The organism is Aestuariivivens marinum (assembly GCF_022662175.1).
GTDB classification, from domain to species: domain Bacteria; phylum Bacteroidota; class Bacteroidia; order Flavobacteriales; family Flavobacteriaceae; genus Aestuariivivens; species Aestuariivivens marinum.
In genome coordinates this window covers 150,193-172,704 of record NZ_JAKMCR010000001.1, presented here as the reverse complement: position 1 = coordinate 172,704, position 22,512 = coordinate 150,193, and the positions used below count along the sequence as shown (strand labels likewise).

The window sequence follows — 22,512 nt, the reverse complement described above, 5'->3', positions numbered from 1 at the left end:
TTGGTTGGACTTTTTTAGTAGTCTTTATCGTAAATACTTTAGGAACACCTTGGTCTTCAATGTAAAGAGCTCCAACAAAATTTCTATGCCTAACGCAAAAAGAATTGTAGTATGAAAATCGTTAAACCATAATGCTTCAATAGCAATTCCTTTCACTATTTTTGTACCACTTATGGGAGCTAACAAAAAAGATATACGTGCATTTACCAAGGAACAGTTACGCGACTTCTTTGTAAAACAAGGTGATAAGGCCTTTCGGGGAAATCAGGTATACGAGTGGCTTTGGCAAAAATCGGCGCATACTTTTGATGATATGACCAATATATCGAAGTCAACTCGACAAATGCTTGAGGATAACTTCGTTATTAACCACATTCAAGTGGATAACATGCAACGTAGTAGTGATGGAACTATTAAAAATGCTGTAAGGCTTCACGATGGTTTAATTGTGGAATCGGTTCTAATACCTACATCTACAAGAACTACGGCCTGTGTATCCAGTCAGGTTGGCTGTAGTCTAGATTGTAAATTTTGTGCTACGGCACGGTTAAAGCGTATGCGCAATTTAAACCCCGATGAGATTTATGATCAGGTGGTGGCAATCGATAATGAGAGTCGGTATTACCATAACCGTCCATTAAGCAATATTGTGTTTATGGGTATGGGCGAACCACTTATGAATTACAATAATGTGCTAAAGGCCATAGATAAAATCACATCACCAGAAGGCTTGGGCATGTCGCCTAAGCGCATTACTTTATCGACTTCAGGAGTGCCTAAAATGATTAAAAAGATGGCTGATGATGGCGTTAAGTTTAATTTGGCAGTATCCTTACATTCTGCAATAGATGAGGTTAGAACGTCCATAATGCCATTTAATGAAACCTTTCCCTTGGATGATTTGCGTGAAGCTTTGGAGTATTGGTACACCAAGACAAAAAGGAAAATAAGCTATGAATATGTGGTTTGGAAAGGGGTTAATGACACCCAAGAAGACATCGATGCTTTCGTGAAGTTTTGTAAATATGTGCCCTGCAAGGTCAATATTATAGAATACAATCCAATTGATGACGGAGGCTACCAACAAGCTTCAAATGAAGCATTGGAACAATATATAAGGACCTTGGAACAAAACAGAATCGTGGTTAATGTACGCCGAAGCCGAGGTAAGGATATTGATGCTGCATGTGGACAGTTGGCAAATAAATCTTAAAATAATTATGATTCGTGTGTAGAAGTTTTTCTTTAATAAATCCATATTTTTATGTCATGATATCTATTTTTCTATGACTGTACTTCTACTAAACTCTACATAAGTTTTAACATTAAATCTATCCTTTTTTTGTGATTAAAAATTAATAATGAATGTTTCATTTGAAATAGTATCTTTGAATCTGCTTAATAGGCTGATTTGAAAATAGTCGAACAAATAAAACAACCCATCGCTTTCGAGATGGAACTTTTCGAGCAAAAGTTCCAACTTTCTATGTCCTCAAAGGTGGCGCTACTAAATAGAATTACGCATTATATAGTAAATAGAAAAGGCAAACAAATGCGCCCTATGTTTGTTTTTTTGGTAGCCAAAATGGTATCTAATGGAGAGATAAGTGAGCGTACCTATCGTGGAGCATCGGTTATTGAGCTTATCCATACAGCAACTTTAGTGCATGACGATGTAGTAGATGACAGTAACCGCCGCCGTGGATTCTTTTCGGTAAATGCACTATGGAAAAATAAAATTGCGGTATTGATTGGTGATTTTTTATTATCTAAGGGCTTGCTTTTGTCTATTGATAATAACGATTTTGATTTACTTAAAATTATTTCCATTGCCGTTCGCGAAATGAGCGAGGGCGAATTACTGCAAATAGAAAAAGCACGTAGGTTAGATATAACTGAAGATGTGTATTATGAAATCATACGTCAAAAAACAGCAACATTAATAGCTGCCTGTTGTAGCTTGGGGGCGGCTTCGGTAAAACCCGAATCACAACATGTAGAGGATATGCGCAAATTTGGTGAACTTATAGGAATGGCATTTCAAATTAAGGATGATTTATTCGATTACGGTGATACACAAATTGGTAAGCCTACGGGTATAGATATTAAGGAACAGAAAATGACCTTGCCTTTAATTCATGTGCTTAATCACGCATCCAAGAAGGACAAAAACTGGTTAATCAATTCCATAAAGAATCATAACAAGGATAAAAAGAGGGTTAAGGAAGTTATAGCCTTTGTTAAAACTAATGGCGGACTGGACTATGCTATAAGCAAAATGAAACAATTTCAGGAAGAGGCATTAAATATGCTTAAATCCTACCCAAAATCAGATTATAAGGATTCACTTGAGCTTATGGTGAATTATGTAATAGATAGGAAGAAATAAGTTTGAAATTTTTGTTCTAGTTGAATTAAAGCTATTATTTAAAAAGCGGTTTGTACTTTTCCTTATAACCTAACAACAGCATAATATTTAAAAAAGCTACAATTAAAGCGGTCCATATTTTGCTAAAATCATTATCAGACAGATTAAAGATTAAAAAGGAAACGCTTAGCGGAAACAATACAATTAAAATAAAAGGGACCCATTTGTTAAAGATCAAGAATAGTCCTATTATTATTTCAAAAATATACAAGTAGGGTAGGTAAATGGCAACGGCATCAATGAAATCCCTAGTATTTTCAGGCATTTCACCATAAGTAAATGGTATGAAATGGAAAAATTGGTTGAGGGCATATACAATCAAAAATAAACCTAAAATAATCCTTAAAAGAGGAGAAAATTTTGCAGTGGTAGCCATGACTTTAAGATTAATAAATTAAAATGTTTAGTATTTATATTAAGTGCAAAGTAAAGATACTTTATGCGGATTTTATAAAATATGACTAATGTCATGTGATTACTAAGAAACACTAATCAGGGTATTTATAATTTCTATAATCCATAGTTTATAGTATTTTTACAATTCTTATAGCTTTATATTGTGATATCACAATCTTCCATAGACCAAGTATTTGAAACTGCCCGAGTAGAGGAGGTTATTGGCGATTTTGTTCAGCTTAAAAAGGCAGGCAGTAACTTTAAGGGGTTGAGTCCATTTAGTGATGAACGTACCCCGAGTTTTATGGTGTCGCCCGTAAAACAAATATGGAAGGACTTTAGTACAGGAAAAGGAGGTAATGTTGTTGCCTTTTTAATGGAACATGAGCATTTCACCTATCCAGAAGCCATAAAATATTTGGCTAAAAAATATAATATCGAAATAGAGGAAACCGAACAGACCAATGAGCAAAAAGAAGCTGCCAATGAGCGTGAAAGTTTGTTTTTGGTTAGTGAGTTTGCCAATGATTATTTTCAAAAGATACTTTATAAAACCGATAAAGGTAAGTCTATAGGGCTAAGTTATTTTAAGGAACGTGGTTTTACTGAAGATACCATAAAAAAGTTCAATTTGGGATATTCCCTAAACGAATGGCAGGCTTTTACTGATGAGGCCTTAAAAATGGGCTATAACATCGATTATTTGGAAAAAACGGGACTAACAATAGTTAAGGACAACAAACGATTCGACAGGTTTAAAGGACGGGTCATATTTCCCATAAAGAGTATGAGTGGACGGGTATTGGGCTTTGGAGGACGCATTTTAATAAACGATAAGAAAGCAGCCAAATACCTTAATTCTCCTGAAAGTGACATATACCATAAAAGTAAGGTGCTTTATGGTATTTTTCATGCCAAGCAAAGTATAGCTAAAGAAGATAATTGCTATTTGGTTGAAGGTTACACCGATGTCATTCAGTTCTATCAAACGGGAATTAAGAATGTGGTGTCATCATCTGGCACGGCTCTAACACCAGAACAAATTCGCTTAATAAACAGGTTAACCAAAAATATTACAGTCTTGTTTGATGGTGATGCGGCAGGCATGCGTGCTTCACTTAGGGGTATTGACCTTATTTTGGAACAAGGTATGAATGTTAAGGTGTGTTCATTTCCAGAAGGAGAAGATCCCGATAGTTTTGCAAAGCAAAATACGCTAGAGGAACTTACACACTATTTGGAAGAGAATGCCAAGGATTTTATTCAATTCAAGGCATCCGTACTCTTTGAAGATTCCAAGAACGATCCTATTAAAAAGGCAGAAACCGTTAGGGATATTGTAAACAGTATTTCTAAAATTCCCGATCGTATAAAAAAGGAGATATACATTCAGGAATGTGCTCGTATTATGGATATTAGTGAAGCCGTTTTATTTAGTACGCTGGCACAGATTAACAAAAAAGAGTTTCATGAAGAAAACCAAAAGTATAGAGCCGAACGCAAAGCTTTTGAAGTTATAAAGCATGAACAACTAATTAATAAGATTGATGTTCAATATGTTTTAGAACGTAAAATCATAGAAATTTTGTTGCTTTATGGCGATAAAACTGAAGATTTTGAAGATTTAGTGCTTAAAGAAAACAATAAGGGAGAATTAATTTTAGAACCTGTTGTGCATCAAGCCAAAGTTTTCGAAAAGGTGTTTTTAGATCTTCAGGATGATGAAATGGAATTCACCAACCAAAAGTTTAAAAGTCTTTACTATACCATAATAGATGCCTTAAATCAAAATCCTGAATTTGAACTGAAAACATTTATCAACTCCGTAGATCAAGATATGACTAATGAAATCACTTCCATTTTAATGGATGATGAACGCTATCATCTTGATAACTGGCAACGTATGAATATTTATCCTAAAGAAAAAAATCATACAGTTGCCCAGTTAGTAAGTGAAACTATTTTAAGTTTAAGGTGTTTTTTAATAGATCTTAAGGTAAAGGAGTTTCAGCAAGAAACAGAGCAAAACAAATCTGACTCAAATAAACATGTACTTGAGGAGGTAAAGGATTACTCTAGTTTAAAAATGCTATTGTCTAGAAAGTTAAACCGTGTCTTGTAGCTAATGAACTTGCTCCGAAAGTTTAGCTTGATTTACCAAATCTACCAAGTTATTGACTTTAAGCTTTCGCATCAAACGTGCCTTGTATGTGCTTACCGTTTTTTCGTTAATGTCCAGTTCTTTAGAAATTTCCTTGTTCTTTTTGCCTACAGTTAATAGTTTTAAAACTTCAGCTTCCCTAGTAGATAACTTTTTATAAAATCTTCCAGATTTATTAGTTCGTGTTCCAAATGCAAGCTGTTGTGTAAGTTCATTGCTAAGGTAAATACCGCCTTCGTGAACTTTCATTATAGCTTCACTAATGGTGATAATATTAACGGTTTTTGAAACGAAACCATAAGCGCCAGCTTTAATGGCGTTTATAGCGTAAACTTCTTCTGGTTCGCCACTAAAAATAATGGTTTTAATGTCTGGGTAGTCATTTTTTAAATGCCTTAGTACAGTTAAACCATTTAATTTAGGAAAATTAACTTCGGTTAAAATAATATCTACCGGATTGTTCTTAACAAATTCTAGAATGGCTTCACCATCATCTACACTTCCAACAATGTCAATACTTGAGGAAGAAGTTAAGAGTAGTTCTAAACCCTTTCTAATAATAGGGTGGTTGTCTGCTATTAATAATTTTATCATATCTTTTAGCTTTTAAGTATAATCATTTAAGAGTATGATTATATAGGTTGGTTGAGAGACTTAAGCTATAATGTAAAGATACTACTTTTTTTACAATTTTAATGTATTAATTAAATTTCTTCGGGATATTGCAGACAGGTATGGGGACCATTTTGTGCTTGTTTGAACTGTTATAGCGTTTGTATATTTTAAAGACTTCTTGTTTGCGTCCAGTAAAGTCTTTAGAAGTTTTGTTTTTGTTATCCATATCCATAGCCCATTCCAATTCGGGATACGAAGCGCCAATTTGGTCCTCATCACTTCTAGCATCTCCAAAAAGGCCATCACTGGGTACTGCTTTCATAATACTTTCAGGGACCTTTAAAAAATCTCCCAATTGATAAACTTCAGATTTTACCAAATCGGCAATTGGACTCAAATCAACTCCTCCATCACCATATTTAGTAAAGAATCCAACACCAAAATCTTCGACTTTGTTTCCTGTTCCGGCTACAAGTAGCTTATATAAACCGGCATAGTAGTATAGGGTAGCCATACGCAAACGGGCTCTGGTATTAGCTAGTGCCATATCTACAGTAGCCTGACTGCCATCTGCTATAACTTCTGTCTTAAACGATTCAAAAACAGGAGTTAAATTGGTGCGTATGTCCATAACGTTATCAAATCTGGATTTTAATTGAGCTATGTGTTCTTGAGCTCTTGTTACATGACTTTTTGCTTGGTGAATGGGCATTTCTAAACATAAAACTTTTAAGCCAGTTTTAGCGCATAAAGTTGAAGTGACAGCAGAGTCAATACCTCCCGAAATACCAACAATAAAACCATTCATATTTGCTTTAGTAGCATAATCCTTTAACCAATTAACAATATGGTTTACTACTTTTTCTGTTTGCATATTACGCTAAATTTAAATCTAAGAATAGTACCTTTGCAAACAAAAATAAAAGAAACCCCTCAATATATAAAAGATTAAACCGTTTAAGTTTTTATATGAAGTATACGAGATTACTTTTCATTATGCTTATGTTGGCCGCTTCTTGTAAAAAGGACGATAAGTTTGAACAAGACATAGCTAAAATAAATACTAATATAACCGTTGAACGTTTTGACAGAATGTTTGCCAACACTGATGTTAAAGATTTGCCGAAACTAAAGCAGGTTTATCCGTTCATGTTTGCCGAAAAATATCCAGATTCGTTTTGGGTTGCCAAAAAAAATGACACTTTGCAACGTCAGTTATACGCTGAGGTTGAAAAAGCTTTTCCGAATTTTGATGATATAGAATTGGAAATTGAATCGTTATTTAATCATCTACGCTATTATTTTCCTGAGTTTAACCCGCCAAGAATTATTACCGTAACAAATGATGTGGACTATAGAAATAAAGTAATTGTTACAGATACTATTGCCTTATTATCTATTGATTCCTATTTAGGGGATGATCATGAGTTTTATGTAAATAGCCGTATACCTAAATATATATATGAAGATTTAAAAAAAGAACAATTGGTAGTCGATTTATCTAGTGCTTATGCTAAGAAATATATTTATCAATCTCAAAGACGATCGCTTTTGGACGAAATGATTTATTTTGGAAAGCTTTTGTATTTTAACGACATAATGATTCCTTTTAAAACAGAAGCAGAACGTATCAGCTATTCAGAAGATGAACTACAATGGGCTGTAGCTAATGAAAGTTATATTTGGCGTTATTTTATAGAACGAGAACTATTATATAGTACAGATTCAAAATTACCAAATCGGTTTATTAACCCAGCTCCTTTCACTAAGTTTCGACTAGAGCAAATAGATAATGAGTCTCCAGCAAGATTGGGACAGTATATTGGTTGGCAAATTGTACGTGCTTATATGGCAAACAATGATGTGTCTCTAAAAGACATGCTTACTAAAAGTCCTGAAGATATTTTTAATAATTCTAAGTTTAAACCCAGAAAATAAATGGCAAATCACTTAACATCAAAAATAGAGCTGCTAGTAGAATTGGACGAAAATCGTGTTCCGGAAAAGTTGCAATGGACGGCAGTAGACGGAGGGATTACTAAAGAAGAGGCTAAAGCTATGTTGCTTTCGGTTTGGGATAGTAAAGCTAAAGAAACATTACGTATTGATCTATGGACTAAGGATATGCCAGTGGATGAAATGAAGGTGTTTTTTCACCAAACCTTGGTAGCCATGAGTGATACATTTAACCGAGCAACACAGGATGCGAAGATGACAGCCACCATGAAGGATTTTTGTGATTATTTTGCCGAAAAATTAGAGTTGAAAAAGTAGGGACAAAAGTTTCATTTTAAGGGGTAAAAAGGCTAAAATCAGTACTGTCTTTAACACATTATCTACTGGGTCACCATTCATTTATTCTGTTAGAATCTAGTTTAATAAAGACAAACAGTAAAAAGGTAAATGCCCAAAGACCTGAACCTCCATAGCTAAACATAGGTAATGGAATACCAATTGTTGGAATTAATCCCATAACCATACCAATATTAATGAGAAAGTGCATGAAAATTATTGAGGCCACGCCGTAACCATAAACCCTACTAAATTGTGACTTTTGTAATTCAGCCAAATGAAGGATACGTAACAGTAACAAAACAAAAGTAACCACTACTAATGCACTTCCAATAAATCCCCACTCCTCACCAACAGTACTAAAAATATAATCAGTATGTTGTTCTGGTACAAACTTTCCGGTCGTTCGGGTACCTTCCAAAAAACCTTTTCCAGAGATACCTCCAGAGCTAATCGCTTTTTCTGACTCATTAAGATTGTAAGCAAAGGTTTTTTTCATTTGCTCTAATTTTTCTGGATCCTTTTCCAAACGTAACCAAAGACTAATTCGATCTTGTTGATGGGGTTTTAAAATATCCTGATAGAAAAATTTCACACTAAAGGATAAACCCATACAGAGCAATAGGGCTATTAAAGACATTACAATTGGAGGTTTCTTTTTCGATAAAAAATAAAGTGCAACAATTGAGATAGCTGCTATAATAGTTGTGATTAAAAACCCGAATTTCAGTGAAAAAAGCGATAGAAAAATAACAACTACCCCTAGTGTTAAAAATATTTTAGGCAGGCCTTCCCGGTACAGTACAAAGAAAAAAGCGCCATAGACTACGGTGCTTCCGGTATCGTTTTGTAATAGCACTAAAAGCGCAGGAATTATAATTATGGTAAAGGTTTGTAGTTGGTCTTTAAGTTGCTTAATATCGGTGTTTAAGTCGCTAATGTATTTAGCAACGGCCAAGGCTGTAGCTGCTTTGGCAAACTCACTGGGTTGTAACGTCATACCACCAATGGCATACCAAGACGTAGCGCCATTAACATTTTTGCCAAAAAGGAAGAGGCCTACAAGAGAGACCATAGAAATTATGTAAATGATACTAGAGAACCGTTCATAAAACTTGGCTTCTACAGATAGAATTAAAATTATTAACCCAAAGGTAAGTAGTATAAAAATTAATTGCTTACCGTAAGGTTGTGATAAGTCAAAGTAATCTATTGTTTCGCCAGTATGTGAAGCCGAAAAAATATTTAGCCATCCAAAACCTACCAGTAGTAAAAAAAGAATGATGGTAATCCAATCGAATTTAAAATGCCTGTTGGTTTCTCTAACCATTAACTTTTTTGGTTTTTAAATTGTTGCAGTCGTTTTTTTAATCGCTCATACTCTAGGTCATCAACAGGATGAACTATTGTTTTGTCATTTATGTTGAAAGGTTTACCAGAGTATGGTTTCTCGTATTCATTTTCTAGACCATATCTTAGAAGCCAATCTTCTAGATCTGTTCTAGTAATTTCATCCTTTATATGTTTTTCAATCATTAAACTAGCTACTTTACCAGCAAATCGACTACCCCAATACCCATTTTCAATAAATACCGCAATGGCTATTTTTGGATTTTCTTTCGGTGCAAAAGCAACAAAAATAGAGTGATCTGTTAATTGTTTTCGTTCACCATCAATCCTTGTAAAATTCTCTACGGTTCCTGTTTTTCCACAAATGTCGATATCTTTAACCTGTAACCATTTGGCCGTACCATTTTTGTATACTTGATGCATGCCTTCAATAACAGGTTCAAAATGTTGCTTATCGATAGAAGTATAGTTGCGAGTGGTGAATTTTTTTGGGATGGTGTCACCGTCAATAGACTTTATTATATGGGGTGTGTAATAGTACCCTCGATTAGCTATAGCGGCTATCATATTGGCAAGTTGAATTGGTGTTGTGGCTATTTCTCCCTGTCCGATGGCATTTGAAATGGTATAAGTAGAATAGAATGTTTTGGGATAGACCTTTTTATAGTAATCTCTATCTGGAATACGCCCTTTTTGACCAACAAATAAGTCATTGTTTAAGTAGTTGCCAAGACCAAAGCTTTTGGCATGCTTGCTCCATACATCAATACCATCTGAAGCACTACCATTTTTGTCCAATATTTTTCTATATACGGTTGCGAAATAGGCATTGCACGATTCCTGAATGCCAGAAATCATGTTATTGCGTCTGCCAATATAACAATGGCATTTCATAAATCTATTGCCATACCTATATCCTGCATAGCAGGTAACCGTTTCATGAGGTGTTATAACACCTTCTTGAAGACCTATTAAGGCATTCATTAATTTGAAGGGGGAACCAGGTTCATACAACCCTTGCAGGCTTCTGTTGAATAGAGGGTTAGCTTTGGAATCGTTAAAGAGTTTGGAAAAGTTCTTTGAGCGGTTTCTGCCAACTAAAATATTTGGGTCATAAGAAGGAGCGGCTACCATAGCCAAAATTTCACCAGAAGAAGGTTCTATTGCAATAACGCCACCGCGTTTGTTTTGCATAAGTAACTCACCATACTCTTGTAACTTAGCGTCAATAGTAATGGTAATATCCTTGCCTTGTTCTGGAAGAATATCCAGTTTTCCTTCTTTGTAAGGGCCAATATCTCTATTAAAGCGATCTTTTTGAATAAATTTTAAACCTTTTACACCTCGTAAAATATTTTCATAAGAGGCTTCAACACCCTGTTTACCTTTTAAATCACCCATAGTGTAGTAGGAATCAGATTTAATATCCCTGGAATTGACCTCTCCAATATCGCCCAATACATTGGCACCAATGGATCTTTGGTAATGCCTTAAGGAGCGTTTTTGAATATAGAATCCTTCATATTTTCGCATTTTTTCTTGGAGTACGGCGTAATCTTCCTTCGAAAGGTGAGATACAAAAACCGAAGGAAGTCTTGGAGAGTAATTTGTCGCCTGTTTTAATGTTTTGTTATATTGAACCGTATCAATTTTTAACAGTTTACAAAATTCTTCAATATTGAAAGAGTCGACTTCCCTTGGAATGACCATGACATCATAAGACGGCTGATTGGCAACCAAAAGCTCGCCGTTTCTATCGTATACAAAACCACGTTTGGGGTAATCATAAACCTTTCTAATAGCATTGTCTAAAAATAAATCGTGTTTGGAAGCGGTATATGTATATACCTGAAGATAAAATAACCTCCCAATAAAAATAAATCCAACACTAATTACTGATAAGAAAAGCAAAAATTTTCTCATGCCTTATTCCTGGAGAATATTATAGTTAACAATACACATAAAAGTATAGTAAATATACTTGAGAATAACGCTCTTTGCAGGGTTAAAATTATTTTTGAAGCACTAAATATTTCCAGAGAGAAAAGAACTATGTGATGAATAGCTGTTAAAAAAGTAATGTATGTAAGTTTTGAGCCAAACTCTACTGCGCTAAATTTAATGGTTTGGTGTTCGTAAATCATACCGAAAGATGATTTTAAAAATATTGGTCTTGCATAAGCAATCAATACAGATGAAGCTGCGTGTATGCCACCGGTGTCCAAAAACATATCCACTGTTAGGCCCAATAAAAAACTTAAAAAAATAAATAGCATCCTATTATTTTTTACAGGGTAAAATAAGATGAATAATAAGTATGGATAAGGATTGATATACCCTAAAAAATTAATATGGTTAAAAATAAGCGCTTGGGCTAACACAAGTATTATAAAACGAATGGTATGTATGGAAATAACACTATTCATTTAGCAGATTGGTTATTTCGGGTTTGTCTATGTTTTCAATAATATGTACATGCTCGATATTGGTCATGTCATTAAATAACTTTACGTTTAGTGTATAAAAATTTTCGGCATCGTCCAATTTAAAATCTTGGACAGCTCCAATCAGAATGCCTTTTGGAAATATAGAAGAACGCCCTGACGTTATGATAGTGTCGCCAATTTTTACAGGGGCAACTTTTTGAATATCAATAAGTTGAACAAGTTCAGGGGAATTTCCGTTCCATTTTAACGAGCCATAGTGGTTTGTGTTTTTTAGTTGCGCACTTATTTGACTTGTTGTACTCAATATAGAAATTACTGTAGAGTAATTAGTACTACTTTTATCTACTATACCTATAATACCTTTTGAAGAAATAACCCCAAAATCTTCTTCTATACTGTCGTTTTGACCTTTGTTCAATAACAACATGTTATTGTGTAAATTATAGCTATTCTTTATGATATTGGCAGAGGTGAATCGGTATTGACTTGAAAATTTTGTACTATCTATAAAACTTGTATCTACTTTATTGGAATAATTGTATAATAGTGATTTCAGCCTATTATTTTCCTCAGTTAAAATTTTGTTCTGGGATTTTAAGCTAAAGTATTCATTTATATTATTTACTTTATTGTAAATGCCTCCAGTTAAAAAATTAGCAGAATTAATGAACTTACTTTTGTGGTAAGAGTGCGATTGGATAATAAAAAAGATAGATAAGGAAAACAGTAACAAGAACAACAAAAAGTTTTTGTTTCTTATAATAAAATTTACAATTTGTTGCATGGTTTATAGACCTGTTTTTACTCTACTTTATCAATACACTTTTGTATTTAGGTAAGTTTTTAAGCGTAATACCAGTCCCCCTTACTACAGCACGTAATGGGTCCTCAGCAATATAAACAGGTAAATCTGTTTTTTGTGACAAACGTTTGTCCAAACCTCTTAACATTGAACCACCACCTGCTAAGTATATACCAGTATTATAAATATCGGCAGCCAGCTCGGGAGGGGTTTGTGATAGCGTTTCCATAACCGCATCTTCAATGCGTAAAATTGATTTATCTAGTGCCTTGGCAATCTCACGGTACGAAATAGATACCTGTTTTGGTTTTCCGGTAAGCAAATCACGACCTTGAACACTCATATCTTCTGGAGGCAACTCTAGATCTTCGGTTGCAGCACCTATTTGTATTTTTATTTTTTCAGATGTACGTTCTCCTACGTATAAGTTATGCTGTGTGCGCATGTAGTAAACAATGTCATTGGTGAATACATCACCAGCAATTTTAACCGATTTGTCACAAACAATACCGCCTAAAGCAATCACGGCAATTTCGGTAGTACCACCTCCTATATCTACTACCATGTTTCCTTTGGGTTGCATGATGTCTACACCAATACCAATGGCAGCAGCCATTGGTTCATGTATTAAGTAAACCTCTTTGCCATTCACACGTTCAGCACTTTCTTTTACAGCACGCATTTCCACTTCGGTAATTCCGGAAGGAATACAAATGACCATACGCAATGCTGGGGTGAAAAACTTCTTTTTTAAGGCCGGGATATTTTTAATGAACATGCTTATCATTTGCTCTGAAGCATCAAAATCGGCAATTACACCATCCTTTAAAGGACGAATAGTTTTAATGTTTTCGTGGGTTTTTCCCTGCATTAAATTAGCTTCTTGACCTACTGCAATAATTTTGCTTGAAATCCTATCCCGAGCTACAATTGAAGGAGCGTCAACAACAACTTTGTCGTTATGTATAATAAGTGTATTTGCAGTACCTAAATCTATTGCAATATCTTCGGTTAGGAAGTCAAAAAATCCCATGTGTAAAATATAGTGTTAAATGGTTTAAACAACGAATGTCGTAAATGTAATAAAAGTTAATAATATACTAGATATTATAAAGCTGAAAATTCTGTATATCTAAAGTACATTAAACATATGTGTTGTTCTTCGGTTTTTGGATTGCCAAATATTACTGATTATTGAATACTGCTTATTGAAAGCAGAAGACTCTCAAATACAACTAGTAAGATAAACTTAAGTCTAGTGTTTAAAGTGACGTGTGCCAGTAATCACCATGGCCACATTATTTTCGTTACAATAATCAATGCTTAATTGATCTTTTATGGAACCACCGGGTTGAATTACAGCAGAAATACCTGCATTCTTAGCAATTTCAACACAATCGGGAAATGGAAAGAAAGCATCACTGGCCATTACTGCACCGCTTAATTCAAAACTGAAGGATTTTGCCTTGTGTATAGCCTGATTCAAGGCATCAACTCGGCTGGTCTGCCCAGTTCCGCTGGCATATAGTTGTTTGTCCTTAGCTAAAACAATGGTATTCGATTTTGTGTGTTTGCAAATTTTTGAAGCGAACAACAAATCGTCTATTTGGGATGCTGTTGGCGATAATTTAGTCACATTTGTTAAATCATTAGCACTATCGGTAATGTTATCCTTATCCTGAACTAAAACACCATTCAAACAACTTCTTACATTGGTTTTAGGCAATTCAATGTCTTTTAAAACTAAAAGGATTCTGTTCTTTTTGCCTTTTAAAATTTCTAAAGCATCTTTTGAAAAAGCAGGTGCAATAACCACTTCGCAGAATAAATTATGGATTTCTTCAGCCGTTGCCTTGTCTATTTCGGTATTACTTATTAAAATACCTCCAAAAGCTGAAACAGGATCACCGGCAAGAGCATCTTTGTAAGCCTCAAGCAAGGTGTCACGTTGTGCTAAACCACAAGCGTTGTTATGTTTAAGGATAGCAAATGTTGGTGCTTCACCTTTAAATTCTCCCATCAAATTAACAGCTGCATCAACATCTAATAGGTTGTTGTAGCTTAATTCCTTGCCGTGAAGTTTATCGAAAATAGCATCAAAATCACCAAAGAAAAATCCTTTTTGATGCGGATTTTCACCATAGCGTAACACATTGGCATTCGGTTCACTAATTTTTAAGACAGTTTCATTACCATCTTGATTGAAATAGTTAAAAATAGCGGTGTCATAATGTGATGAAACATTAAAAGCTTTTGCAGCAAAGCGTTTTCTGTCTGCTTCAGAAATAGTACCATTGTTCGCAGAAATCAACTCTAAAAACTCGGCATAATCGTTCACGGAAGATACACAAATTACATCGGCATAATTTTTTGCAGCAGCGCGGATCAATGAAATACCTCCAATGTCTATTTTTTCAATAATATCTTGGTTACTCGCGCCAGAGGCTACTGTTTTTTCAAAAGGGTATAGATCGACGATAACCACATCAATTTGTGGAATGTTGTATTCAGCTAATTCAGCAACATCACCTTCATGGTTTTGTCTGTTTAAAATGCCGCCAAATACTTTGGGGTGAAGAGTTTTTACTCGCCCACCTAAAATGGAAGGATAGGAAGTAATCTCTTCAACAGGAACAACATCAATTCCTAAATCCTTTATGAATTTTTCGGTACCACCGGTTGAAAAAATGGTAACCCCTTGTTGGTTTAATTCTTTTACAATAGGTTCTAATCCATCTTTACTAAATACCGATATTAAAGCTGATTTAATGGTTTTGTCGTTGCTCATTTTTGTTGTCTTATAAAATTCTCAAAACGAGAAGTTAAAGTTGAGTTTGTTAAAAAATATGTGATTTTAAATAAAATGCAAAAGTAACTATTTATAGCAGAAAAATTGCTTAGAAATTTTAAAATGAATGTAATTTTTTAACGAAAAGGGGTGTTTGTTAACAAGGAAAATTCAAACTTGAAAGTTTAAATCTATAGTATTTCAGACACTTTAGCGCAAATAAATTCTAAAAAAACTTCGTCGGCTTTAGTAAAGGGATCTGCAGTGTTCGAATCAATATCTATCTGCCCTATGTTTTTACCGTTTACAAAAATGGGAATAACGATTTCTGCTTTAACCGAAATGCTGCACGCTATATAATTGTCTTGGGCAGAAACATCGGGCACTACAAAGTTCTTATTGCTTACAGCCACTTGGCCACAAATGCCTTTTCCAAAGGGAATTATAGTATGTTCCGTTGGAGCGCCAACATAAGGCCCTAGTACTAATTCTTCTTTATTGCCATTCCTAAAATAGAAACCAACCCAATTATAATAGACTACATGTGTTTCTAGTAATTGGCATATTTCAAAGAGACGATTGTCTGCAGTTTGTTGGGTATTGGAAACTATAGATTCTACCATGGGTTTTAATTGATCAAAAGTCATGACAATAAAATTTTGGTAAAAGTATTTAAAAAGGCGTAATTTGAATACCCGTTTCACTCAATTTAACAGAATTAACTGTTTCGTTTTTTTGAAAAAGCTACTCATAAAATACAAATTAGTAATAAGATTTATACTGACGTTCTTATTAGTGTATATTTTACTGTCTCTTTCCTATAAATTTTATTTAGATTTTTCAAAACACACCAAGTTTTATCCTGATTACATAACGCATTTGGTTGCTAAACAAATTGAACATTTGATAGGTGATTTGGGCTATGATGTTCATGTTGTACCCCATCCAGATGAGCCTTCAATGAAGCTTATCATAAACAAAAAATTTGTAGCAAGAATTATTGAGGGGTGCAATTCCATTAGTGTCATTATTATGTTTGCTTCTTTTATTGTGGCTTTTTCAGGAAGATTAAAACAAACAGTTATGTTTTTGTTTTCGGGATGTGTGCTGATTTATGTCGTTAATTTGTTTAGGATAGTAATTTTAAGTATAGGCTTGTATCATTACCCTTGGCGAAGGGAAATTTTGCACACCGTTATTTTTCCAGCTATAATTTATGGTATGGTATTTTTTTTATGGATGATTTGGGTAAGGCATTTTGCAACCATAAACAGAAAACAGAATGAATAGATATACTAGATATTTTCTTTTAGTTTTCCTTTTTGGATTGTTAATTTTAATTCGTGTTTTCGAAAACGAATTATTTTACGATCCGTATTTGGTGTTTTTTCAAAATGATTATTTATACATCGATAACCCAAGACGTGAGGTGTTTAAGTTAACAGTTTTTACGGGTTTGCGTTATGGTCTCAATAGTATCATTTCCATTATCATCTTATATGTTGCCTTTAAGGATAAAAATGTCATTAAATTTTCTGTAATGATATATGTTTTGGCTTTTGTTATTTTAATTTTTATTTACTTATACTTTGTTGTTAATCCAAAACAAGAAGATTATTATATGTTCTTTAACGTACGAAGGTTTCTTATTCAGCCTATTGTATTGTTGTTATTGTTGCCTGCGTTTTATTACAATAGGCTTAGAACTAATGCTTAGATATTAAGAAATATAGCCATATTGATTGTATGTGATTTTTAGTTGAATCAAAAAAATAATAAAAGAGTTATGTATGAGATTTTTGTATAATGGTGTTTTTATAGTTTTGTCTTTAGCCTTATATTCACAGGAACACAAAACTCAAATATTGGATTATAAAGTTTTGTTTAGTGCTAAAAACAATACTAAAGTTTCCTGTTATAGAATTCCAGCTATTGTAACAGCGCCTAATGGTGTTTTGGTTGCAGCAATTGACGAAAGAGTGCCATCATGTGGAGATTTGAAATGGAGTAATGATATCAATATTGTATTAAGAAGAAGTAATGATAATGGGATAACATGGTCTAAAATAGAAACCGTAGTAGATTACCCTTTGGGACAATCTGCTTCAGATCCTTCTATGATAGTCGATAAAGTAACAGGGGATATTTTACTGTTTTATAATTATATGGACTTAGATCAAGAAAAGGATGTGTATTATTTAAAAGTGATTAAAAGTTCCAATAATGGAAAGACTTGGAGCCATCCACAGGATATCACTACTCAAATTTCGAAACCCGAATGGCATAAGGATTTTAAGTTTATCACTTCGGGTAGAGGCATTCAAACGGCAAATGGAACATTGTTGCATACACTTGTTAACCTCCAAAAGGGCGTATTTTTATTTGGGAGTAAAGATCATGGAGTGTCGTGGTATGTTCTTGATACGCCAATTACCCCCGGAGACGAGTCTAAAATAGTGGAGTTGGCCAATGGTGATTGGATGATTAATAGCCGAGTAAATAGCAAAGGGTTTAGGTATGTTCATAAATCTTCTGATAATGGTGAAACCTGGTATACACAACCTGATTCTTTGCTTATTGATCCTTCATGTAATGCCAGCATAATAAGGTACACTTCAATAATAAATGGAGATGATAAAAATCGACTTTTATTTTCTAATGCAAAGAAGCAAGGTAATAGAATGAATATGACAGTTCGCATTAGTTATGATGAAGGTAAAACTTGGACAAAGGGGAAGACTATATACTCTGGGAGTGCTGCCTATTCTTCAATGACGGTTTTAAACAATGGAGATATTGGCCTTTTTTTTGAAAAGGACAATTATGCTGAAAATGTTTTTGTTCGTTTAACTTTAGAGTGGTTAACCAATGGCAAAGATGTCTATAAAAGAGATAAATAAAATCACCTATTTTGCATATTTCTAGAGGTGTAAACCAAAACTAATTATTTTAAAATAACCAATAAACTATCACAGTTTTTAATACCTCGGATGGTAGCTTGCCTTTTTATCCAAAAAGAACCATTCATGCTTTGTAAAATGTTTTTAAATAAGACTTCATTGCTAAATCCAAAAGCTCCTTTTTTCATGTCGTCATAATTTGCATGATTAACCATGTAGTTGCTTAAAAATTCCTTGTGTATATTTTCTTGTCTGGAATAATCCTTAAGAATTGATTTATAACTCGCATAATGCTTTTCTATCGCAGCTTTTAATTCAAATTCATTAATGAGTTTAAAATCACCCGAATTTATCATGGTTTGGTAAGTGATATCATTTGGATAAAATTCAGTTATATTAAACGTACCAAATAGTTCTTGTCGTAATTTTATTTTTTCTGGAGAATCTGTGTTTATTAACGGAATAATTTCTTTTAAAGTTTCAATTTTAGTATTTATTTCTTTTAAGTTTTGTTCTAAATTCTTTTTATCTACTTTAATGTCATCCTTTAAGCTTTTAATATATAATGATTTTAGATTTTCATTTTTTTTGGTATCGGCACACTTATTCAAGCTAAAGGCTATTGAAATACCAATAATTACAATTAATATTTCTCCAAGCGCATAACGTAATTGTTTTTTCATGTAGATAATGTTTGTTTAAAGCTATAAAATATTGACCAATAAAAAAACGCCTCAAGATGAATTGAAGCGTTTTTTTGAATGTTTGAGCTAGATGGTAGTTGAGCTTATCGAAATTACATCATACCAGGCATTCCACCGCCACCCATTGGAGGCATTGCTGGAGCATCTTCTTTAATATCGATTAAAGCGCATTCAGTAGTAAGAATCATACCAGAAACCGAGGCTGCATTTTCCAGGGCAATACGTGTTACTTTTTTAGGATCTATAATACCTGCTTTAAGCATATCTACATAAGCTTCAGACTTAGCATCATAACCAAAGTCCTTTTTGCCTTCCAGTACTTTATTAATTACAACTGAACCTTCACCACCAGCATTTTCAACAATAGTACGTAAAGGTGCTTCAATAGCTTTATTAACAATTTGAACACCCGTGGTTTCATCTAAATTAGAAGTTTCTAGCTTTTCAAGAACAGCTTTGGCTCTTACTAGAGCAACTCCACCACCAGCAACAATACCTTCTTCCACGGCAGCTCTTGTAGCATGTAAAGCGTCATCTACACGATCTTTTTTCTCTTTCATTTCAACCTCGCTAGCGGCACCTACATATAAAACAGCAACCCCACCGGCTAGTTTAGCTAAACGCTCTTGAAGTTTTTCCTTATCGTAATCACTAGTTGTAGTTTCTATTTGGGATTTAATTTGGTTTACGCGAGCTTTAATAGCTTCTGTGTCTCCTGCACCATTCACTATAGTTGTGTTGTCTTTATCTACAGTTACAGTTTCAGCTGTACCCAACATGCTCAAATCGGCATTTTCAAGAGTGAAGCCTCTTTCTTCTGAAATCACTGTTCCTCCAGTTAATATAGCAATATCCTCAAGCATGGCTTTGCGTCTATCACCAAATCCAGGCGCTTTAACCGCAGCAATTTTTAATCCTCCACGTAATTTGTTAACAACTAAAGTAGCTAAGGCTTGGCCATCTACATCTTCTGCAATGATTAATAACGGACGCCCAGATTGTGCTACAGGTTCTAAAATGGGAAGAATCTCCTGTAAGTTAGAGATCTTTTTGTCAAATAATAAAATGTACGGATTTTCTAAATCAGCAATCATTTTATCAGCATCAGTAATAAAGTATGGTGATAAATACCCTCTGTCGAATTGCATACCTTCAACAACATCTACATAAGTATCCATGCCTTTGGCCTCTTCAACAGTAATAACACCTTCTTTACCGACTTTAGAGAATGCTTGAGCAATCAATTCGCCAATGGTATCGTCATTATTTGCAGAAATAGCAGCAACTTGCTTTATTTTTTCTGAAGAGTTACCAACTTCTTGTGATTGTTTTTCCAAATCCGCAGTAATGGCCTCAACAGCTTTATCGATACCGCGTTTTAAATCCATAGGATTCGCTCCTGAAGCGACATTCTTTAAGCCTTCTTTTACAATTGCTTGAGCTAATACGGTTGCAGTAGTCGTTCCATCACCTGCTAAATCGTTGGTTTTGCTAGCTACTTCTTTTACCATTTGTGCACCCATGTTTTCATGTGCGTCTTCCAATTCGATTTCCTTAGCTACCGTAACCCCATCCTTAGTAACTTGAGGAGCACCAAAACTTTTACTAATAATTACGTTACGTCCTTTCGGACCTAGGGTTACCTTTACTGCATTTGCCAACGCATCTACACCGCGCTTTAAACCATCGCGTGCTTCTATTTCAAATTTTATATCTTTTGCCATGTTTTTAGTGTTAAAAAGTTTAATGTTCAAAGTTAATAGTTAGTTTTTCAAGCAAGGTAACTTTGAACTTGAAACCTTAAGCTTGAAACCTAAATTGTTTAAACTATTGCCAAGATGTCGCTTTCGCGCATAATTAGATAGTCTTTTCCGTCTAGTTTAAGCTCTGTCCCTGCATATTTACCATATAAAACAGTATCACCAACTTTAACGGTAATAGGATCGTCTTTGGTACCGGGACCGGCAGCTACAACAGTACCTCGTTGTGGTTTTTCTTTAGCGTTGTCCGGAATAATAATTCCTGATGCTGTTTTAGTTTCAGCTGCAGCTGGTTCTATAAGAACACGGTCTGCTAGTGGTTTAATGTTTAAGCTCATAAGTTTATAATTATTTTTTATTTTAATTTTGATTAACGATGTTGTTTTAAGCTAAAAATGTGCCAACCCAATATAACTGACAAACTTGCAGATTAAAACTATATAAACAAAAAATGCCAACTTAAACAGTTGGCATTTTTTGTAAAGTTTTGTAGTAAATTAGTCTTCGGTTGTATTTACTGGTGTATCAGTTGCAGCATCAGTAGTTGTATCAGTTGCAGGGGTAGATACTGGTAAAGGTTGTGTTGTTTGTGCATCAGGATCTAATGCTTTAGAATCTACACTTTCCGAACCTCTATTTATGGCAACATTGGAAACTAAGATCAACACCAAAAGTAATGTTGCTAAAGTCCATGTACTTTTGTCCAAAAAGTCGGTTGTCTTTTTTACACCACCTAACTGTTGAGTTCCCCCGCCTCCAAAAGAAGAGGATAATCCCCCGCCTTTAGGGTTTTGAACCATGATGACCACTACTAGCAAAAATGCCACGACTACGATTAATGCTAAAAATATTGTAAACGTACTCATTATTATTTATTATTTTGTTCTTGTAATTGCTCTACTGCTTTAATTTGGTTTGCAAAGAAACCACTTTTTTCTGGATATTTCAAACTTAATATTTTATAAGATTGAATGGCCTTTTTATAGTTTTTTTGTTCAACATAAATACGGGCCAAAGTCTCTGTCATTAGAGCTTCAGGTTGTATCATTTGGGCTTCTGCCAAATTACCTTTGTTCACTGAAGATAAAGTTGGTTTTATTTTTGGATTATTAGTGATGAACTTGTCTATAAGCTTGAACTTTTTAGTTTTTTCATCTTCTAAGGAAGATAGTTCACGTTTAAGTTCTATTGCAGGCTCATTTGAGTCTTTTGTTCGGTCTATAGGCTTGTATCGCGTTAGTTTTAACCACTCATTAAAGGAATGGGTTTCAGTTTTATCGAAAGGTAGAGGTTGCCCTAAGCTCAAAAAGGTTTCTGCAGATACTTCCTGCGTTTTAGTGTTTTCGGTTACGGGCTCAATGATTTCCGATTCATCCAAACTAAAAGTTACTGTTTGTTGGGTTAGAGTCTCTTTTGGTTGAAATAAGGTGGGATCTAAAACACCTTGTGTATCTTGTATTTGTTGTTTAAGTAACTCGTCTATTGCAACACTTTTGTTTACCGATATGTCTTCGGCAGTAACTTCTATATGTTTTAAGTGCTCAATATTTTGTTTAATGAATTGAGAAATTTCATTTTGAATAAAAACATCTGAAGTAATGTAATCAAATAAGATACTACGGTCTGTAGTGTAAGCTGCCGTCGTTTTTAGTTCTTGGTTATAATTTAAACTACTTTGATCCTTCAATCCTTTTAGATATACTGCTCGAGCCGATTGCATATAGGGAAAGTCATCAATAATCGATTTTATGTCCTCGATCTGCTGGTGGGTCATAGCCTGTGGATTCTGCAATAAATATGTGAAATCGAGGGTGTTCAATGGTTTGGTTTAAGCTAAAGCAAATATATGTTTTTTTATTTTTTAGTGGT

The 22,512-nt window shown here is 34.2% G+C and carries 23 protein-coding genes; 8 read left to right on the top strand and 15 right to left on the bottom strand.

What is annotated here, in order from left to right; genetic code table 11:
- Positions 1-172: 172 nt before the first annotated feature.
- Complete coding sequence (rlmN, locus tag MR053_RS00730) at positions 173-1,213, top strand: 23S rRNA (adenine(2503)-C(2))-methyltransferase RlmN (protein ID WP_223548803.1); 1,041 nt, start codon at positions 173-175, stop codon at positions 1,211-1,213.
- 198 nt (positions 1,214-1,411) lie between these two features.
- Positions 1,412-2,389: a polyprenyl synthetase family protein gene (locus MR053_RS00725; protein WP_242130613.1), complete on the top strand. Its 978-nt coding sequence runs from the start codon at positions 1,412-1,414 to the stop codon at positions 2,387-2,389.
- Between the two features lie 34 nt (positions 2,390-2,423).
- On the opposite strand, the gene MR053_RS00720 is transcribed toward MR053_RS00725, so the two are convergent.
- Positions 2,424-2,804, bottom strand: coding sequence for a DoxX protein (locus tag MR053_RS00720; RefSeq protein WP_242130612.1), 381 nt, complete (start codon positions 2,802-2,804; stop codon positions 2,424-2,426).
- Between the two features lie 183 nt (positions 2,805-2,987).
- Between MR053_RS00720 and dnaG the strand changes: the two genes are divergently transcribed.
- Complete coding sequence (gene dnaG / locus MR053_RS00715; protein WP_242130611.1) at positions 2,988-4,946, top strand: DNA primase; 1,959 nt, start codon at positions 2,988-2,990, stop codon at positions 4,944-4,946.
- On the opposite strand, the gene MR053_RS00710 is transcribed toward dnaG, so the two are convergent.
- Positions 4,947-5,579 carry a response regulator gene (locus tag MR053_RS00710; RefSeq protein ID WP_223548796.1) on the bottom strand — a complete coding sequence of 211 codons (633 nt, stop codon included), beginning with the start codon at positions 5,577-5,579 and terminating at the stop codon, positions 4,947-4,949.
- A 106-nt stretch (positions 5,580-5,685) separates the two neighbouring features.
- The gene (nadE, locus tag MR053_RS00705; RefSeq protein ID WP_223548794.1) at positions 5,686-6,474 is read right to left on the bottom strand and encodes an NAD(+) synthase; all 789 of its coding nucleotides are present in this window, start codon (positions 6,472-6,474) and stop codon (positions 5,686-5,688) included.
- A gap of 95 nt (positions 6,475-6,569) precedes the next feature.
- Between nadE and gldB the strand changes: the two genes are divergently transcribed.
- On the top strand, positions 6,570-7,538 hold the full coding sequence (gldB, locus tag MR053_RS00700) for a gliding motility lipoprotein GldB (RefSeq protein WP_223548792.1): 969 nt from the start codon (positions 6,570-6,572) through the stop codon (positions 7,536-7,538).
- Positions 7,539-7,874, top strand: coding sequence for a gliding motility protein GldC (gene gldC, locus MR053_RS00695; protein WP_223548790.1), 336 nt, complete (start codon positions 7,539-7,541; stop codon positions 7,872-7,874). It abuts the gene before it with no gap.
- A gap of 70 nt (positions 7,875-7,944) precedes the next feature.
- Here gldC and rodA read toward each other — a convergent pair whose 3' ends face one another.
- The 7 genes from rodA to MR053_RS00660 all read right to left on the bottom strand — a co-directional run bounded on the left by rodA (position 7,945) and on the right by MR053_RS00660 (position 15,926).
- Positions 7,945-9,222 carry a rod shape-determining protein RodA gene (gene rodA / locus MR053_RS00690; protein ID WP_242130610.1) on the bottom strand — a complete coding sequence of 426 codons (1,278 nt, stop codon included), beginning with the start codon at positions 9,220-9,222 and terminating at the stop codon, positions 7,945-7,947.
- Positions 9,222-11,165, bottom strand: coding sequence for a penicillin-binding protein 2 (mrdA, locus tag MR053_RS00685; RefSeq protein ID WP_242130609.1), 1,944 nt, complete (start codon positions 11,163-11,165; stop codon positions 9,222-9,224). Before mrdA ends, rodA begins: the two co-directional genes overlap by 1 nt.
- Positions 11,162-11,668, bottom strand: coding sequence for a rod shape-determining protein MreD (locus tag MR053_RS00680; protein ID WP_223548786.1), 507 nt, complete (start codon positions 11,666-11,668; stop codon positions 11,162-11,164). The genes mrdA and MR053_RS00680 overlap by 4 nt, the downstream gene beginning before the upstream one ends.
- Positions 11,661-12,473 carry a rod shape-determining protein MreC gene (gene mreC / locus MR053_RS00675; RefSeq protein WP_242130608.1) on the bottom strand — a complete coding sequence of 271 codons (813 nt, stop codon included), beginning with the start codon at positions 12,471-12,473 and terminating at the stop codon, positions 11,661-11,663. Before mreC ends, MR053_RS00680 begins: the two co-directional genes overlap by 8 nt.
- Before the next feature lie 22 nt (positions 12,474-12,495).
- Entirely contained in the window at positions 12,496-13,524 is a 1,029-nt protein-coding gene (locus tag MR053_RS00670) for a rod shape-determining protein (protein ID WP_223548782.1), read from the bottom strand.
- Positions 13,525-13,746: 222 nt separating this feature from the next.
- The gene (gene purH / locus MR053_RS00665; protein ID WP_242130607.1) at positions 13,747-15,279 is read right to left on the bottom strand and encodes a bifunctional phosphoribosylaminoimidazolecarboxamide formyltransferase/IMP cyclohydrolase; all 1,533 of its coding nucleotides are present in this window, start codon (positions 15,277-15,279) and stop codon (positions 13,747-13,749) included.
- A 191-nt stretch (positions 15,280-15,470) separates the two neighbouring features.
- Positions 15,471-15,926: a GAF domain-containing protein gene (locus MR053_RS00660; RefSeq protein ID WP_242130606.1), complete on the bottom strand. Its 456-nt coding sequence runs from the start codon at positions 15,924-15,926 to the stop codon at positions 15,471-15,473.
- Between the two features lie 88 nt (positions 15,927-16,014).
- On the opposite strand from MR053_RS00660, the gene xrtF reads away from it, so the two are divergent.
- The 3 genes from xrtF (at position 16,015) to MR053_RS00645 (ending at position 18,179) form a co-directional block, all read left to right on the top strand.
- Positions 16,015-16,569, top strand: a complete 555-nt coding sequence (gene xrtF / locus MR053_RS00655; protein WP_242130605.1) for an exosortase family protein XrtF — start codon at positions 16,015-16,017, stop codon at positions 16,567-16,569.
- Complete coding sequence (locus MR053_RS00650; protein WP_242130604.1) at positions 16,562-16,996, top strand: exosortase F system-associated membrane protein; 435 nt, start codon at positions 16,562-16,564, stop codon at positions 16,994-16,996. The genes xrtF and MR053_RS00650 overlap by 8 nt, the downstream gene beginning before the upstream one ends.
- A 73-nt stretch (positions 16,997-17,069) precedes the next feature.
- A complete protein-coding gene (locus MR053_RS00645) occupies positions 17,070-18,179 on the top strand; it encodes a sialidase family protein (RefSeq protein ID WP_242130603.1) in 1,110 nt (369 codons plus the stop codon).
- Positions 18,180-18,223: 44 nt separating this feature from the next.
- Here the strand turns inward: MR053_RS00645 and MR053_RS00640 are convergent, their stop codons facing one another.
- From MR053_RS00640 to MR053_RS00620, 5 genes are all read right to left on the bottom strand, one after another.
- Positions 18,224-18,862 carry a DUF6090 family protein gene (locus tag MR053_RS00640; protein ID WP_242130602.1) on the bottom strand — a complete coding sequence of 213 codons (639 nt, stop codon included), beginning with the start codon at positions 18,860-18,862 and terminating at the stop codon, positions 18,224-18,226.
- Positions 18,863-18,975: 113 nt separating this feature from the next.
- Positions 18,976-20,607: a chaperonin GroEL gene (groL, locus tag MR053_RS00635; protein ID WP_223548768.1), complete on the bottom strand. Its 1,632-nt coding sequence runs from the start codon at positions 20,605-20,607 to the stop codon at positions 18,976-18,978.
- A 98-nt stretch (positions 20,608-20,705) separates the two neighbouring features.
- Positions 20,706-20,981 (bottom strand): co-chaperone GroES, encoded by a 276-nt coding sequence (locus MR053_RS00630; protein WP_223548767.1) that lies wholly within the window; start codon positions 20,979-20,981, stop codon positions 20,706-20,708.
- A gap of 159 nt (positions 20,982-21,140) precedes the next feature.
- Positions 21,141-21,509, bottom strand: a complete 369-nt coding sequence (secG, locus tag MR053_RS00625; protein ID WP_223548765.1) for a preprotein translocase subunit SecG — start codon at positions 21,507-21,509, stop codon at positions 21,141-21,143.
- Between the two features lie 2 nt (positions 21,510-21,511).
- Positions 21,512-22,462: a hypothetical protein gene (locus MR053_RS00620; protein ID WP_242130601.1), complete on the bottom strand. Its 951-nt coding sequence runs from the start codon at positions 22,460-22,462 to the stop codon at positions 21,512-21,514.
- Between the last annotated feature and the right edge of the window lie 50 nt (positions 22,463-22,512).

Excerpts from the sequence above, each read along its gene's own strand:
- rlmN (WP_223548803.1), top strand. The coding sequence starts at position 173 with ATGGGAGCTAACAAAAAAGATATACGTGCATTTACCAAGGAACAGTTA.
- MR053_RS00720 (WP_242130612.1), bottom strand. The coding sequence starts at position 2,804 with ATGGCTACCACTGCAAAATTTTCTCCTCTTTTAAGGATTATTTTAGGT.
- MR053_RS00710 (WP_223548796.1), bottom strand. The coding sequence starts at position 5,579 with ATGATAAAATTATTAATAGCAGACAACCACCCTATTATTAGAAAGGGT.
- nadE (WP_223548794.1), bottom strand. The coding sequence starts at position 6,474 with ATGCAAACAGAAAAAGTAGTAAACCATATTGTTAATTGGTTAAAGGAT.
- gldB (WP_223548792.1), top strand. The coding sequence starts at position 6,570 with ATGAAGTATACGAGATTACTTTTCATTATGCTTATGTTGGCCGCTTCT.
- gldC (WP_223548790.1), top strand. The coding sequence starts at position 7,539 with ATGGCAAATCACTTAACATCAAAAATAGAGCTGCTAGTAGAATTGGAC.
- rodA (WP_242130610.1), bottom strand. The coding sequence starts at position 9,222 with ATGGTTAGAGAAACCAACAGGCATTTTAAATTCGATTGGATTACCATC.
- mrdA (WP_242130609.1), bottom strand. The coding sequence starts at position 11,165 with ATGAGAAAATTTTTGCTTTTCTTATCAGTAATTAGTGTTGGATTTATT.
- MR053_RS00680 (WP_223548786.1), bottom strand. The coding sequence starts at position 11,668 with ATGAATAGTGTTATTTCCATACATACCATTCGTTTTATAATACTTGTG.
- mreC (WP_242130608.1), bottom strand. The coding sequence starts at position 12,473 with ATGCAACAAATTGTAAATTTTATTATAAGAAACAAAAACTTTTTGTTG.
- MR053_RS00670 (WP_223548782.1), bottom strand. The coding sequence starts at position 13,524 with ATGGGATTTTTTGACTTCCTAACCGAAGATATTGCAATAGATTTAGGT.
- purH (WP_242130607.1), bottom strand. The coding sequence starts at position 15,279 with ATGAGCAACGACAAAACCATTAAATCAGCTTTAATATCGGTATTTAGT.
- MR053_RS00660 (WP_242130606.1), bottom strand. The coding sequence starts at position 15,926 with ATGACTTTTGATCAATTAAAACCCATGGTAGAATCTATAGTTTCCAAT.
- MR053_RS00650 (WP_242130604.1), top strand. The coding sequence starts at position 16,562 with ATGAATAGATATACTAGATATTTTCTTTTAGTTTTCCTTTTTGGATTG.
- MR053_RS00645 (WP_242130603.1), top strand. The coding sequence starts at position 17,070 with ATGAGATTTTTGTATAATGGTGTTTTTATAGTTTTGTCTTTAGCCTTA.
- MR053_RS00640 (WP_242130602.1), bottom strand. The coding sequence starts at position 18,862 with ATGAAAAAACAATTACGTTATGCGCTTGGAGAAATATTAATTGTAATT.
- groL (WP_223548768.1), bottom strand. The coding sequence starts at position 20,607 with ATGGCAAAAGATATAAAATTTGAAATAGAAGCACGCGATGGTTTAAAG.
- MR053_RS00630 (WP_223548767.1), bottom strand. The coding sequence starts at position 20,981 with ATGAGCTTAAACATTAAACCACTAGCAGACCGTGTTCTTATAGAACCA.
- secG (WP_223548765.1), bottom strand. The coding sequence starts at position 21,509 with ATGAGTACGTTTACAATATTTTTAGCATTAATCGTAGTCGTGGCATTT.